General features: G+C 70.4%; 13 protein-coding genes and 1 tRNA gene. 2 read left to right on the top strand and 12 right to left on the bottom strand.

Annotated features, from left to right (window positions below; all coding sequences use genetic code 11):
- Nucleotides 1–2: 2 nt before the first annotated feature.
- Nucleotides 3–1,544, top strand: coding sequence for a zinc ribbon domain-containing protein (locus tag QRN26_RS05325; RefSeq protein ID WP_285035721.1), 1,542 nt, complete (start codon nt 3–5; stop codon nt 1,542–1,544).
- Nucleotides 1,545–1,679: 135 nt separating this feature from the next.
- On the opposite strand, the gene QRN26_RS05320 is transcribed toward QRN26_RS05325, so the two are convergent.
- From QRN26_RS05320 to QRN26_RS05300, 5 genes are all read right to left on the bottom strand, one after another.
- Nucleotides 1,680–2,564, bottom strand: coding sequence for a M48 family metalloprotease (locus QRN26_RS05320; RefSeq protein WP_056007427.1), 885 nt, complete (start codon nt 2,562–2,564; stop codon nt 1,680–1,682).
- Nucleotides 2,565–2,582: 18 nt separating this feature from the next.
- Nucleotides 2,583–3,149, bottom strand: a complete 567-nt coding sequence (locus QRN26_RS05315; protein ID WP_056007430.1) for a LemA family protein — start codon at nt 3,147–3,149, stop codon at nt 2,583–2,585.
- A 132-nt stretch (nt 3,150–3,281) separates the two neighbouring features.
- Nucleotides 3,282–4,595 carry a D-arabinono-1,4-lactone oxidase gene (locus QRN26_RS05310; RefSeq protein WP_502927372.1) on the bottom strand — a complete coding sequence of 438 codons (1,314 nt, stop codon included), beginning with the start codon at nt 4,593–4,595 and terminating at the stop codon, nt 3,282–3,284.
- Complete coding sequence (locus tag QRN26_RS05305) at nt 4,592–5,836, bottom strand: alanine racemase (protein ID WP_285035715.1); 1,245 nt, start codon at nt 5,834–5,836, stop codon at nt 4,592–4,594. The genes QRN26_RS05310 and QRN26_RS05305 overlap by 4 nt, the downstream gene beginning before the upstream one ends.
- Complete coding sequence (locus QRN26_RS05300; protein WP_285035713.1) at nt 5,836–7,080, bottom strand: MFS transporter; 1,245 nt, start codon at nt 7,078–7,080, stop codon at nt 5,836–5,838. Before QRN26_RS05300 ends, QRN26_RS05305 begins: the two co-directional genes overlap by 1 nt.
- 296 nt (nt 7,081–7,376) lie before the next feature.
- Here QRN26_RS05300 and QRN26_RS05295 point away from each other — a divergent pair, with 296 nt between their 5' ends.
- Nucleotides 7,377–9,584: an Ig-like domain-containing protein gene (locus tag QRN26_RS05295; RefSeq protein WP_285035711.1), complete on the top strand. Its 2,208-nt coding sequence runs from the start codon at nt 7,377–7,379 to the stop codon at nt 9,582–9,584.
- 65 nt (nt 9,585–9,649) lie between these two features.
- Here QRN26_RS05295 and QRN26_RS05290 read toward each other — a convergent pair whose 3' ends face one another.
- The 7 genes from QRN26_RS05290 to QRN26_RS05260 form a co-directional block, all read right to left on the bottom strand.
- Nucleotides 9,650–9,961, bottom strand: a complete 312-nt coding sequence (locus QRN26_RS05290; RefSeq protein WP_056007442.1) for a rhodanese-like domain-containing protein — start codon at nt 9,959–9,961, stop codon at nt 9,650–9,652.
- A gap of 273 nt (nt 9,962–10,234) precedes the next feature.
- Entirely contained in the window at nt 10,235–10,483 is a 249-nt protein-coding gene (locus QRN26_RS05285; RefSeq protein WP_157579812.1) for a hypothetical protein, read from the bottom strand.
- Between the two features lie 104 nt (nt 10,484–10,587).
- A complete protein-coding gene (locus QRN26_RS05280) occupies nt 10,588–10,803 on the bottom strand; it encodes a histone-like nucleoid-structuring protein Lsr2 (protein WP_200936392.1) in 216 nt (71 codons plus the stop codon).
- Nucleotides 10,804–10,839: 36 nt separating this feature from the next.
- Nucleotides 10,840–10,913, bottom strand: a tRNA-Leu gene (locus tag QRN26_RS05275).
- Nucleotides 10,914–11,015: 102 nt separating this feature from the next.
- Nucleotides 11,016–12,569 carry an NAD(P)/FAD-dependent oxidoreductase gene (locus QRN26_RS05270; RefSeq protein ID WP_082455872.1) on the bottom strand — a complete coding sequence of 518 codons (1,554 nt, stop codon included), beginning with the start codon at nt 12,567–12,569 and terminating at the stop codon, nt 11,016–11,018.
- Nucleotides 12,570–12,635: 66 nt separating this feature from the next.
- The gene (locus QRN26_RS05265; protein ID WP_350223910.1) at nt 12,636–13,862 is read right to left on the bottom strand and encodes a S8 family serine peptidase; all 1,227 of its coding nucleotides are present in this window, start codon (nt 13,860–13,862) and stop codon (nt 12,636–12,638) included.
- Nucleotides 13,863–13,963: 101 nt separating this feature from the next.
- Complete coding sequence (locus QRN26_RS05260) at nt 13,964–14,485, bottom strand: DUF501 domain-containing protein (RefSeq protein WP_056007448.1); 522 nt, start codon at nt 14,483–14,485, stop codon at nt 13,964–13,966.
- Nucleotides 14,486–14,522: the final 37 nt, after the last annotated feature.

Genomic DNA, 14,522 nt, shown 5'->3' with positions numbered 1-14,522 from the left:
CCATGAGCAACGACGACACCACACCCGCACAACCCGGCCGACCGAACCCGGACGAGCAGCCGAACCAGCCGTACCAGGGGCAGCAGCAGTCCCCGTACCAGCAGGGTCAGCAGCCGTCCGACAACCCGTACCAGTCGGGCCAGCAGCAGACGCCGAACCCCTACCAGCAGGGCCAGCAGACGCCGCAGAACCCCTACCAGTCGGGCCAGCAGCAGACGCCGAACCAGGCACCTCCGGCTCCGTACGGCCAGCAGACCGGTCAGCAGACCGGTGGCCAGAACCCGTACCAGCAGGGCCAGCACCAGACCGGCGCGCAGAACCCGTACCAGCAGGGCCAGCAAGGCCAGCAGCCGAACGGCCAGTACGCGACGGCGCAGAACCCCTACGCGACGGGCGCGCCCAAGCAGCCGATGGATCCGAAGCAGAAGAAGCGGATCATCATGTGGTCGTCGATCGCCGGTGGAGCGCTCGTCCTCATCGCAGCGGCAGCCATCACGATCGGTGTCCTGAACACCACGGCCTTCGGACCGCAGGCGAAGGTCGAGGAGTACCTCAAGGCCATCGCCGCGGGTGACGCCAAGCTCGCCAACAGCCTCGTGGCCCCCGACCCCTCGATCGTCGGCAGCACGGACGACGCCACGGCGGAGCCCGAAGCCACGAAGGAACCTGAAGCCACCCCCGACCCCGACGAGTCGGCAGCCCCCGACGATGACGCTGACGCCGATGCTGCAGCTCCCACCGCGGTGAAGCCGACGGCGCTGCTCACGAACGAGGTCCTCAAGGCCGCGGACGAGCGCATCAAGGACCCGAAGGTCGGCCGCGTCTACAACCGCAACGGCGAGGCTCGCGTGCAGGTCACGTACGAGCTCGGCGGCAAGAAGTACGAGGACACGGTCACGCTCGAGAGCGAAGGCAAGCAGTTCCTGTTCTTCGACCAGTGGAAGCTCGCGAGCTCGCTCGTCGGCAGCATCAGCGTGTACACCGGTCTCGGCGGCACCGCGTTCAGCGTCAACGGCGTCAACTTCGACGGTGCGGCTGACGCAAGCCTCTTCGCTTACCCGGCCGTGTACACGATCGCGCCGCCGGAGAGCAAGTTCCTGCAGGGCGACGCGCAGACCATCACCCTGACCTCGTACACCGCCGGCGAAGGTTCGGCCTTCGTCGACATCGACGTGACGGCCACGGAGGCCCTCACGACCGAGGTGACCAAGCAGGTCGTCGCCATGATCGAGAAGTGCCTCGGCGCGACCACGCTCGACACCGAGTGCGGTGTCATGCCCGACTGGCAGCAGAAGCAGTTCTCGAGCGTCGGTCCGGTCACGTGGACGCTCACCTCTCCCCCGACCGTCGAGGTCGATGAGAGCGGTTCGTACTTCTACACCTCGGCCGGCCGCATCGACGGCTCGTTCGACGCCTCCTGGTACGGTAGCGCCGTCACCGGGCAGCAGGTGTGGGACACGTACCTGAACTTCCCGGGCAAGATCACGATCGACGCCGATGACAAGGTCACGGTGACGTTCGACTCCGACGAGCAGACCGAATAACGGTCCTCGCCTGAACGCCGAATGGGGCGGCACCTCCGGGTGTCGCCCCATTCGTGTGTCCGGGTTCGAAACCCTGACCGGTCCAGACCGCGCCGACAGGAACCAGACGGTGCCCCCGAGAACCCGACCTGCCCGTTAGAACCCGTCGCCGATGGTGCTGAGTCGCTTGATGCGCTCGACGAGCGGCGGGTGCGTGCTGAAGAGTCGGGCCACGGCCCCTGGCTTCAGCGGGTCGGCGATCCACAAGTGCGCCATGGACGAGTTCTGCTTCGCCATGGGTCGACCGTAGGCGGCCAGCTTGCCGAGCGCACTCGCGAGGGCCTCCGGGTGGCGGGTGGTGAGCGCGCCCGTCGCATCCGCGAGGTACTCGCGCTGCCGCGAGATGGACAACTGGACGAGCGTCGCGAGCAATGGCGCCACCAGCATGGCGACGATCCCGATGACGAGCATGACGGGGTTGCCGCCGTTGTTGTTGTTGCGGTTGCCGCCGCCCCAGATCGTCATCCGGAGGAGCATGTCCGAGAGGAACCCGATCGCGACCACGAGCCCGAAGACGACCATCGAGACGCGGATGTCGTAGTTGCGGACGTGGCCGAGTTCGTGCGCCATGACGCCCTCGAGCTCAGCGTCGTTGAGGATCTCGAGGAGGCCGGTGGTCGCGGCCACCATGGCGTGCTCCGGATCGCGTCCCGTCGCGAAGGCGTTCGGCGCCGGATCGACGATGAGGTAGACCTCGGGCATCGGTGTACCGGTGGTGATCGCGAGGTTCTCGACGATGCGGTACAGACGCGGGTGGTCGGCGAGCTCGATGCGTTGCGCGCCCGTCATCGCGATCGCCTGGCGGCCGGCGAAGAAGTACTGGATACAGGCGTACACGACGGCGACGACTAGGACGATGATCGTGATCGTGAGGTTCTGGTACAGGTATCCGGCCAGCCACCCGAGCCCGCCGATGATCGCCAGGAAGACGATGAAGATCAGGACGGTGTTGCGCTTGTTCCGCGCGATCGCTCGGTACACCGGACGGCGCTCAGGCGATCAGAACTGGACGCGCGGCGGTTCGGCGATCGCCGCGTTGTCGGTGACCTCGAAGAAGTCGCTCTCGGAGAAGCCGAGCCCCTTGGCGAAGAGGTTGTTCGGGAACACCTTGATCTTCGTGTTGAGCTCCCGGACGCCTCCGTTGTAGAAGCGACGCGAGGCCTGGATCTTGTCCTCGGTGTCGACGATCTCCGACTGCAGCTGCAGGAAGTTCTGGCTCGCCTGCAACTGCGGGTAGGCCTCGGCGACGGCGAAGATGCTCTTGAGCGCCTGCTGCATGTGCGTCTCAGCCTCGCTCACCGCGGCCGGCCCCTGGGCGGTCAACGTCTCGGCACGGGCCTTCGTCACGTTCTCGAACACCGCCTTCTCGTGGGCGGCGTAGCCCTTCACCGCCTCGATGAGGTTCGGGATGAGGTCGGCGCGGCGCTTCAGCTGCACCGTGATGTCGCTCCAAGCCTCCTCGACGCGGACGTTCAGCGTCACGAGCGAGTTGTACGTCACCCAGAAGTAGATGCCGACGATGACGACCAGGGCGACGACGATGAGGACTGGGATCAGCCATTCCATGAGGATGGGCTCCTTGCGAATCGATGGAGAGCGGGTCTGTCTATTCTATCCGCGAGGCGCGGCAACCCTTGGGGACTTCGCAGGAAGCACGCAGCCGCCATGCAGCCAGCGCCTGCGGGCCCCGCTCCGGCGTCACTCGCCGAGGACGCGCGTGAGGTACGGGTTGCCGAACACCCGGCCCGGGTCGAGACGGTCGCGAAGGGCGAGGAAGTCGTCGAAATGCGGGTACACGCCCCGGAGGGACGAGGCGTCGCGAGCATGCAGCTTGCCCCAGTGCGGCCGACCCCCGAGCTCCGTCATGATCGCCTCCACGGCCCGGAAGTACTCCCCCGGATCCTCGCGGAAGAACCGGTGGACGGCGACATAGCCGGTCGCCCGGCCCGAGGCCGTGGACAGCCAGAGTTCGTCGGATGCCGCGACCCGCACCTCGATCGGGAACGAGATCCGCCACCCGCGTTCCTCGATGAGGGCTCGAACCCTCGCGAAGGCGGTCGGCAGCTGCTCGAGCGGGACGGCGTACTCCATCTCGACGAACCGCACCGTCCTGCTGGTCGTGAACACCGCCGTCGACCGGTCGACGAACTCCCGATCACCGACGAGCCGGTCGGCGAGTCGATTCACCCCCGGGACGATGGCGGGCGCCACGGTGCCGACGTTGCAGAGCACGCGGTACACCCCGTTCGCGAGCAGGGTGTCGTCGACCCACCGCTCGAGCGGCCGGAGTGGGCGCACCGCGGAATCACCCGGGAGTCGCACGTTCGTCTTCGTGAGGGCGGTCCCGGTGTGCGGGAACCAGTAGAACTCGAAGTGGTCGACGGCGGCGGCCCGAGCGAGCAACTCCGACAGCAGCCCGTCCAGCGGCTCGGGTCGCTCGACGGCATGCAGCACGAAAGCGGGGACGCACTGCAGGGTGACCTCGACCAGGATACCGAGCGCTCCGAGACCGAGCGCCAGCGCCGGCAGCAGCGCGGTCTCCTGCTCGTCGTCGGCGGTCAGCAGCTCGCCGTCGGCGGTCACCAGCACCACGCCGACGACCTGCGTGGCGATCCCGCCGAAGGCCGACCCCGTCCCGTGCGTCCCCGTGGAGATCGCGCCGGCGATGGACTGCCGGTCGATGTCGCCGAGGTTGGGCATCGCGAGCCCATAGGGTTCGAGCAGCCGCGGGACGTCGTGGAGGCGGGTCCCCGCCAGCAGGGTCACGCGGCCGCGCTCCCGGTCGACCCGCACCACCCCGGACAAGGCGTCGAGTTCGAGCAGCACCCCCGGTGCCACGGCGATCCCGGTGAAACTGTGACCCGCACCGACGGCTTTGATCGGCAGCCCGGCGCCTGCCGCGGAACGCACGAGACGCTGCACCTCGACGATCGACGCCGGGCATTCGACGCGCACCGGCCGCACCCGTTCGGTGCGCGCCCAGTTCGTCCACACACTCCGACCGCGCATCAGATGAACCCCCGGCCTTCACCGCGGTACGTCGGGAGGACGGCCTCGACCCCGTCGTCGCCGATCACGTGGAACGCGTCGACGCGCTCGCTGAGCTCGCCCGACTTGGTGTGTCGCAACCAGACACGGTCGCCGAGCCGCAGAGCCGCCGCCGCCGCGCCGGAGACCGGCGTCTGGACCTCCCCCGCCATCTCGCGCGGGAGCATCCGCAGGCCTTCGGGCCAGGCGATCGCCGGGAGCCGGTCCAGCCCGGGTGGCCCGGAAGCCACCCAACCGCCACCGAGGACGGTCGCGAGTTCGGCCGACGGCTTGCGGACCACGGACAGGCCGAAGGCAGCTGCGGGAGCCGGCGTGAAGGCCCGGTAGTGGTCGAAGAGGTGGCCGCCGAAGACACCGCTGCCGGCGGCGATCTCCGTCACGGCGTCATCGGACGCGGTCAGTTCGAGCGACCCGGTCCCTCCGCCGTTCACGAACTCGAGGTCCGTCACCGCGCGCACCTCGGCGACGACGGCGGCACGCCGCTCCCGGAGCTCCGCCCACGATCGCCGTTGGATCGCGCGGAGGGCGGCCGACCAGGCGGGCCGACCGGCCAGGTCGTCGCCCTGCCCCGCGATCTGCGCCTCGTAGGCCATGACACCCACCAGCCGGAAGCCCGGCCGGCGGTCGACCACCTCAGCGAGCGCCCGGACCGCGTCGGGGGTGCGGAGCGGTGAGCGGCGGACGCCGATGTGGCCGAGCGCCGGCGTGCGGAAGGAGGCGTCGAGCTCGATGCAGACCCGGATCTCGGCGCGACGCCCCGGTGGCACGACGCTGTCGACGAGGTCGAGGTGCTCGACCGAGTCGATCATGATGGTGACCCTCCGAGCCGCCCGTTCGTCGGCGCCGAGCCGGTCGATCGCGCCGCGTTCCGCGGTCGGGTACCCGACCACGACGTCGTCGACGGTCTCCGCGAGCCAGAGCGCCTCCGCCAGGGAGTACGCGAGGACGCCCTCGTAGCCGGGCTGGCGGAGGAGGGCGTCGATGACGCCGCGCACGCGGATCGACTTGCTGGCGATGCGGATGGGTTTGCCTGCGGCCCGCCGGAGCAGGTCGTGGGTGTTGTACCGGAGCGCCCCGAGGTGCAGGATGGCGGCGGGCGAGTCGACGTGGGCGACTGCGCGTTCGATGCCGCCCCAGTACCGCCTCGGGTCGAGCCACGGCGTCGGGTCGGTCACACGACCGCCCGCGGTCAGTTCGATGGACATCAGCGCACTCCTCTGACTCGGGTGACGGCGATCGCCCCGGCGACGGCACACGCCGCCGAGACGAGGTACAGCCCGGCGAATCCGCCGAGCCACGCGACGAGACCGGCGCCGATGAGCGGCGCGACCGCCTGCGGCACGGCCTGCGCGATGTTCATGATGCCGAGGTCCTTGCCGTGAGACGCGGGGTCCGGGAGCACCTGCGTGGCGAGCGCCTGGTCGACCGACATGAAGCAGCCGTAGCCGAGTCCGATCAACGCGGACGAGACGAAGCCCATCGGCAGCGACGGCCAGATCGCGAGCAGGAGCGCGGCGAGGGCCTGCGACACGGACGCGGCGACGACGAAGGCCCGGCGACGACCGAGCCGGTCGGAGAGGCGGCCGAGCAGGATCGAGGACGCGACGACGAACACGGTGTAGACGATCGTGACGAGCAGGAGGTCGGTCTCCGCGTCGGCGTCGCCGAGCCCGTACAGCAGGAAGTAGAAGAGCAGGGAGGTGCTGAACGCGTTGCCGAGGTTGACGAGGACGCGGCTGAGCATCGTCCAGGCGAAGTCCGGATGCCGACGCGGTGAGACCCAGAGGCTCTCCATGAGCGTCCGCGGGGTGAGCGGCGCGGGCCGCTCCCCCGCCGGGATCGGGTCGGGCAGGCGGAGGAAGGGCACGACGAGCGCGACGAGGATCACCGCGAGCGCGAGGTAGCCGACGAACGGCTGGGTGTCGAGGAGGAGCAGCAGGGCGATGCCGAGGATGACGCCGACGGCCTGGGGTGCCGAGATCCATCCGGAGACGAACCCGCGTCGCTCCACGGGGACCTGGTCGGAGATGGTCGCGGTGAGTGCCGCTCCGAGGACGCAGAAGCCGACGATGGCGAGGCACCAGCAGACGCCGATACCGACGACGTCGGTCTGCAGACCGAGCAGCACGAGTCCGAGGGCGAACAAGAGCGTCCCGGCGGCGATCCACGGTCGCCGCCGGCCGTACCGCGACCTGGTGCGGTCGGAGAGGGCGCCGGTCAGCGGGTAGACGACGATGGAGCAGAGCCCCGCGGCCCCCGCGACCAGGCCGAAGGCCACGACGCTGTCCACCCAGTGCTCGGGGGCGAGCCGGGCGTCGATCTGCGCCGGCAGCAGGAGCTGCAAGGGTGCGAGCTGGGCCATCCACACGCCCAACCAGGCGGCGGCGAACGCGGTGACCCAGCGACCGGTGATGCGTCGGTCCACCATGGCGGTATCCGTGCCGCTCATCGTCGTCGCGATTCGGCCTGGGGCTCGAGACCGGGCGTCCGCATGGCGGAGACACTCGGTGGCTCCTGCATCGCGGGGATCCTCGCCATGGCGACCCTTCCAGGTGCGCTCCCGGGTCGTACCGCTCCATCGCCACCGGCCCGCCTGGGGCAGACGACCCAGTCGGGCCAGTATGTCGGACGAGCGGTCGCGGCGCACCTGTCCGAGCCGGGCTCCGGTGCGGATCGCCCGGGAATTGTCGGCCGATCTGGCGAGGGAGGTTGACTTCGCGCGGCGATCTTGGGGGAATGGAGACGGTGACCGGGGAACACGCGCGCGCAGGAACAGGAGTCCGATCGAATCGCTCGATCGGACGCGTCGCGATCCTCCTCACCGGTTTCCTGCTCGCGGGGCTGTGGACGACGACCGTCGCCGCCCCCGCCTGGGCGACGCCCGAACCGCTTCCGGCTCCCAGCCCGAGCGACACCTCGGCGGCCCCGACCCCGCCGCCACTCGACGGTCCGACGATCACGAGTCCGGCCGCCGGTTCGTTCATCGGCAGCGGGTCGGTCACCGTCACGGGCACGAAGGACACCGGGACCGGCATCCAACTCCAGCTCGGCGACGGCATGGAACCGGCCTGCATCCTGCCGCAGGACGACAGCACCGACTGGTCCTGCTCGGTCGTCCTCCCGGACGGCGGCGGCATCTCGATCACCGCGGTCGAGGTCGGCGCCTCCGAGACCCTGTCCGCGCAGGTCTCCGTGTCCGCGCTCGGCCCGCCCACGATCACGGACGGGACCCCGAGCAACGGTGGCGTCCGCGGTACCGCCTACCCGGGAGCGACGGTGACCGTGCGTGCGGACTCCGGCGCCACCTGCAGCTTCGCGGCGGACAGCTCGGGCAGCTGGTTCTGCGTGCTGGGTGAGCCGCTGCCGGCCGGCGACCTCTCCGTCACCGCCACGCAGCAGGCGTCGTTCACGGGTGGACAGCGTTCCGACGCCTCCGCCCCCGTCGTCCTCTCGATCGATCGGGACGCGCCCGCTCCCCCGGTGATGACCTCGCCGGTCGCCGGCCAGGCGATGCCCCTGGGCGCCTCCACCTACGCCGGCACCGGCGAAGCGGGCGCGACCGTCACCGTGTTCGCCGACTCCACCTCCGTCTGCACGGCGGTCGTCGTCGACGGCTCCTGGACGTGCTCGGGTGCCGGTGTCCCGGCCGGCGCGCACGTGGTCCTCGCCATCCAGCAGGACGCGGCAGGCAACACGAGCGGCGCGAGCACGGCCGTCACCCTCACCTTCGGGGACGCCGCCGGAGCACCCGCCACACCCGCACCCTCCCAGCCGTCCCCGCTGCCGACGGAGGGCGCCTCGCCGGCGCCAGCCCCCGGGAGCCAGCCGCCGGGGACGCAGCAGCCGGCACCCTCACCGAGCGGCGAGCCGACGCCCGGTGCGGCTCCCCCGGTCGGTGGTGGCGGCGGGCTCTGGTCGGGCTCGACGCCATTCTCCCAGACCCTCTCCTCGACGATCGACGGCCGTGGTCAGCCCGTCTGGTGGCTCGCGGCCCTGCTCGCGCTCGCAGCCGTGGCCCTCATCGCGGTCCCGGCGCGGCTCCTCGCGACCTCGACCGCCGGATGGCTGTCGATGGTCGGCGAACACCGTCGAGCACCCGTGACGGGGCGCAACCGGCCCCGCAGCGAGTTCGAGCGCCCGCCGTCCGTGCCGCTGCCGAGCCGGTCGATCCTCGCCGTCGTCACCACCGTCCTCGCCGCCGGCATCCTGATGTTCGCGCACCCGGTCGTCGGACAGCCGGCCTACCTCCGCCTGTGGTTCGCATCCGTGCTGGCCGTGGTCGTCATCAACGTCGCAGGGCTCCTCGCCCAGCTCGTCGTCGCCCGGCGGTCCGCACTGGGTCCGATGCGGGTCAGCATCCGGAGCGGTGGCCTCGTGACCGTGGGCCTCGTGACCGCGCTGTCGAGACTGTTCGCACTGCAACCCGCGTTGCTCTTCGCCCTCCTGGCGGACCTTCGTCCAGCTCCGAGCGCTGAGGCGTCTGATGACGCCGACACGGCCTCAGGGACCGTCACGCCGGCTCGTGCGGCAGGCGTCTCCACACGGACCGCCGGTCACCTCGCTCTGGCGAGGATCGCCGCCGCCGCCGGGATCGGATCCCTCGCCTGGTTCGTGTCCGCATTGGCCGGCGAGCCGAGCGGCGCCGTCGGCGCGATGGCCGTGGAGGCCGTGAACCTGACCGCGATCGCCGGGATCGGGTCGGCGTCGATCGCGCTCCTCCCCCTGGGTCCGCTGGGCGGTCGCGCCGTCCTCGACTGGTCCAAGCCGGTGTGGCTCGCGAGTGCCTTCCTCGGCTTCACCCTGCTGTTCGGACTCCTGGGTCCGACGGCGACGATGCCCGGTGCCACCGACACCCTCGTCGGGATCCTGCTGGGTGCGCTCGTCTTCGCGGCGATCGGTGCCGGCGCGTGGGCGTGGCGTCGACACATCCGTCCGCTCCTCGACGCGCACTGAGGGCGCCGTGGCGTCCGCGGACGGCCCCGCTGGACGCGATTCGGCAGGTGGACGCGGAGGGAGCGTCAGCCGGCGTCTGCGGCGCGCTGGACGGGCAGGCCGCTGGCAGCCCACTCGGAGATGCCACCGGTGACGTTCACCGCGTCGTAGCCCTGCTGCTCGAGGTACCCCGCGACCCGTGCGCTGCGGCCACCGGAGTGGCACATCACGTAGACCGTCTCCTCGCGCGGGACCTCGTCGAGGTGGTCGAGGAAGGACGACATCGGCAGATGCCTCGCGCCGGCCACGCTCGCGACGGCGACTTCGTCGGCCTCACGGACGTCGATGATGACGGCGTCGTCGAGCTTGCTCAGTTCGGTTGGGGTGATCTCCTGCATCGCATCAGCCTACCCTCGCATCGCTGCCCCGCGGCCTGGTCCGACGGCGGGCAGACGTGAGGGCGAGGTAACCCGAATACCTCGCCCTCACTTGAGGCGTCTAGCAACCGATCGACCTGGAAGCTTGCGGCTTCCGGGACCGGCTCACGGGTGACGCCCCCACTCGAAGGTAGCGGACCGTCGGCCCCTTCCGTGACGTCGACCGCCGTGTCGCGACCCGGAAGGCGAAAATTGCGACCCCCGTTCGGGGGTGCTCACCGACGGCCGGGAGGGTCAGTGGGCGCTGTCGGGGTCGCGTGGGAGGTGGAGCTCGCCCGGGTCGACGTCCACGTCACCGACGTCGTCCGGCCCGCCCGTACCGGGGGCGACGTTGATCATGCCCGAGGCGATGTCGGGGTCGCGGACGACCGGCTGTCCGTCGTCCTGCTTGGCTTCCGTCTCGGCTTCGCTCGAGGGGCTGTAGGAGCGGTCCTTGGTCGTCTGCTCGTCGTCGTTCAGGCCGGATTCGTTCGGAGTACTCATGCTCAGCACGCTACTGGCCATCGCGGTCCGCACCCGGCCCCTTGCAGGATGGTCGAGAACGTGCAGACCTCCGAGGCCACCGGGACGGTTCGCCTCGGCCGCGATCAGTGCAGGCGGCGGAGCGACGCCGCGGCGACGATCGGCCGGGCCGCCTCGACGTACGCGGAGAGCGTCTCGCGGAGCGCAGCCGCGTTCTCGTCGGTCAGATCGATCTCGTAGTTCTCGCCGTCGATGCCGAAGCGGACGGTCTCCCCCAGTCCGCGTGGGATGTCGGAACCGTCGAGGTCGTCGATGAGCGTCGTGATCGTTCGGGTGGCCATACGTCCATCCTCCCACCTCCCGAGAGGGGATCGTCGTACCCCCGGTGGGGTTCGAACCCACACTGCGGCGATTTTAAGTCGCCTGCCTCTGCCAGTTGGGCTACGGGGGCGTGCCTCTCATCGTATCGAGGCGTGAGACGCCGAGAGGCGCATGTCCCGGCTGACCGGTGACATGCGCCTCTCGAAGGACGGAGCGGGACGCTCCAGCCGCACTACTTGCTCGCGCTGACGTCCTCTGCAGGCGTCGCGTAGGCCTGCTCGTCGCCGGCACCGGTCGGGGCACCTGCGGCGGCGGCGGGAGCCTCCGACGAGGGAGCCTCAGCGGCGGGCGCTGCGGCCTCGGCCGGAGCGGCCTTCGGCTTGCGCTTGACGGGAGCCTTCCGGGCGGGCTTCTCTGCGGCTGCCGGAGCCGCTGGAGCCGCAGCGGGAGCCGCGGCGTCCGCCGGCGGCTTCGGGCGCGACGCGAAGGTCTCGAACGCCTCGCGGGGCGTCTGGACGGCCTGCAGGGAGACGATGTCGCGTCCGAGCCAGAAGTTGTTCCACCAGCCACCGAAGACGCGGAACTTGCGCTCGAAGCTCGGCATGGCCAGACCGTGGTAGCCACGGTGGGCGAACCAGGCCGGGAGGCCCTTGATCGCGAGGTTGCCCGACTGGAACACGCCGACGCCGATGCCGAGACCGGCGACCGCGCCCATGTTCTTGTGGAAGTAGTTCTTCGGCTCCTCGCCACGGAGGACCGCGGTGATGTTCTTCGCGAGGAGCTTGCCCTGACGCACGGCGTGCTGCGCGTTCGGCACGCAGAACCCGCCGACGCCGCCGCCGCTGAGGTCGGGGACGGCGGAGACGTCGCCGGCCGCCCAGGCGCCCTCGACGATGTCGTCGTCGGTGCCCACGCGGAGGTCGGCGCGGGTCTTGATGCGGCCACGCTCCTCGACGGGGAGGTCGCCACCACGGACGACACCCGGGTTCGCCATGACGCCGGCGGTCCAGACGATGAGGTCGGACTCGAACGACTCACCCGTGGAGAGCTCGATCTTGCCGTCGACCGCGGACTGCAGCTGCGTGTCGAGGTGCACGAGCGCGCCGCGCTCGGCCAGGTTCTTGAGGACCCAGTGGCTCGTCTCGATCTTGACCTCGGGCATGATGCGCCCCATGGCCTCGATGAGGTGGAAGTGCGTGTCCTCGAAGGAGAGCTGCGGGTAGAACTTCAGCAGCGAGCTGGCGAAGGAACGCAGCTCGGCGAAGACCTCGATACCGGCGAACCCGCCACCGACGACGGTGAACGTGAGCAGGCGGTCGCGCTCGGGACCGGCGGGCAGGTTGGCCGCCTTGTCGAAGTTGGAGAGCACGCGGTCGCGGATCGCGACGGCCTCCTCGATCGTCTTCAGACCGATCGCGGTGTCGGCGACACCCGGGATGGGGAAGGTGCGGGAGACGGCGCCGGCGGTGACGACGATGATGTCGTAGTCGACCTCCCAGGGCTCGCCGATCTCCGGCGTGATCGTCGCCTTCTTCTCGGCGTGGTTGATGCCCGTGACCTTGGCGGTGATCACGTTGGTGGACTTCAGGTGACGACGCGGCGAGACGACCGCGTGACGCGGCTCGATGGAACCGGCGGCGACCTCGGGGAGGAACGGCTGGTAGGTCATGTACGGCAGCGGGTCGACCATGGTGACTTCGGCTTCGCCACGGCGAAGCTGCTTCTCGAGCTTCCAGGCGGTGTAGAACCCGGCGTAACCACCACCGACGATCAGAATTTTGGGCACGGCGAACGATCTCCTACGTCAAGACGATTGGTTCAGATCAATGTCTGAGAATATCGGAACAGAGTACTACTTCCGCAGTACCCGCTTGAAATGCCTGGTAGCGCCTATGACACCGAGCGCCACCAGGCTACCAGTTCCGAGCAGGAGCGCCAGCGGCAATGACCCGTAGAGCAGGGTGCTCGGGGTGGGCAGGAAGGGGTTCGCGCGGACCTCGACGGCCTCGCCCTCCGGGATCGCCGGTGGCTGCGGTTCCGGTGTCGGCCGGTGGAACCCGTCGGCCGGATCGGTGTCCTGCGGGGCGCGTCGGTAGAGCGTGATCCAGTCGGACAATTGCTCCTCCGGAGACGTCGACGCCGGCCCGACGGTGGCGCTGACCGCCCGCTCGGCGTCGATGAGGCCCGCACCGTAGATCGGACTCTGGGCGGAATCGCCCACCTGCTTCGCTGTGGCGGTCACCCGCTCGATGGCGTCGGCCGCGCTGAGGTCCGGCCACGCCGAGCGCACGAGCGCGACCAGCCCGGAGACGATCGGCGCCGCACCGCTCGTGCCCTGCCACTGCACGGAGGAACCGGCCGGCGTCACCCCGACGAGCTGCTCGCTCGGCGCGGCGACCGCGATCGTGATGCCCTGACTCGAGGCGTCGAAGCTCGCCGAGCCCGTCCGGTCGACTCCCGCGACGGTCAGCACCCCGGGGATCGTGGCGGGGGCGCCGACCTCGACGGTCCCGCTCCCCCGGTTGCCCGCCGCGGCGACGACGACCACGTCGTGCGAGAAGGCGTACAGGAACGCGTCGTCCCAACTGGTCGGCCAGTCGAGACTGTTGCGGGTGAGGGACATGTTGATGACGTCCGCACCGTTGTCGACGGCCCACCGGACGGCCGTGGCGATCTGCTCGTCCCAGGGCACGACCGAGGACCCCTCCGAGCCGAACCCGACCGAGATGGAGAGCAGCCGGGCCTCCGGCGCGACGCCGATGACGCCCGCGCCACCCGTCCGGCCGCGGCCCGCGATCATCGACGCCACGAGCGTCCCGTGCTCACTCCCCTCGGACCCCACCGGGGTCCGTCCGTCGGCGCTGCCGAGACCGGAGACGTCGACGCCGCCCGCCACCGCACCGTTCAACTCCGTGGGACCGTCGGCGATGCCCGTGTCGATGACCGCGACGGTGACCCCGGCGCCCTTCGTCGTCTCCCACGCCGTGGTGAACCCGTAGTCGTCGAGCCAGTACTGCATGTCGCGGACGGTGTCCGCCGAGGCCGGGAGTGCCGGTGCGACGACGAGGAGGACCGCCACCAGGGCACCCAGCGCGGGGCGCAGACCACGGCGACCACGCGGACGGCGTCCGTGTCGCTCCCCGACGCTCCCCCGCGTGCGACCTCCGTCGCGTGCGGGGGCTATCCCAGACCCGCCTGGCCGTCCGCGCATGCGCAGACCTCCGGGCTCCACGTCGCGCGCTCGAGCGCGAGGTCGCCGATGGGGTTGACGCCCGGGCCGGCCGCGAGGGCGTGGCCGACGAGCGCGTGGAGGCACTTGACCCGGACCGGCATGCCGCCGGCGGAGATCCCGTCGATCTCCGCGACCTCGGCGATGGAGGTGCGGTCGGCGAGGTAGGCGGCGTGGGCGCTCGCGTACCCGCTCCGCAGCTCCTCGTCCTCGGCGAGCAGCTCGGTGTACTCGTTCATGACCTGCGTCGCCTCGAGTGAGGACACCGCGGCGGTGGCCGCAGGATGCGTCAGGTAGTAGAAGGTGGGGAACGGCGTGCCGTCGGCGAGACGCGGTGCGGTGGAGACCACGGTCGGGGCGCCGCACACACAGCGCGCGGAGATGCCCACGACGTCCCGTGCCGGACGTCCGAGTTGCGCCGACACGATCTCGACGTCGCGCTCGGAGACGGGGCCGAAGGGAGGGGTGCTCATGGTTCCATTATCGCCGGGATCACCGACGTCGCTCGAC

The sequence above is a fragment of the Plantibacter sp. ME-Dv--P-095 genome, from assembly GCF_030209365.1.
In the GTDB taxonomy this organism is placed as follows: Bacteria; Actinomycetota; Actinomycetes; order Actinomycetales; family Microbacteriaceae; genus Plantibacter.
Note: the sequence above shows the minus strand (reverse complement) of the source record. Positions and strands in the feature narration are given on the sequence as shown.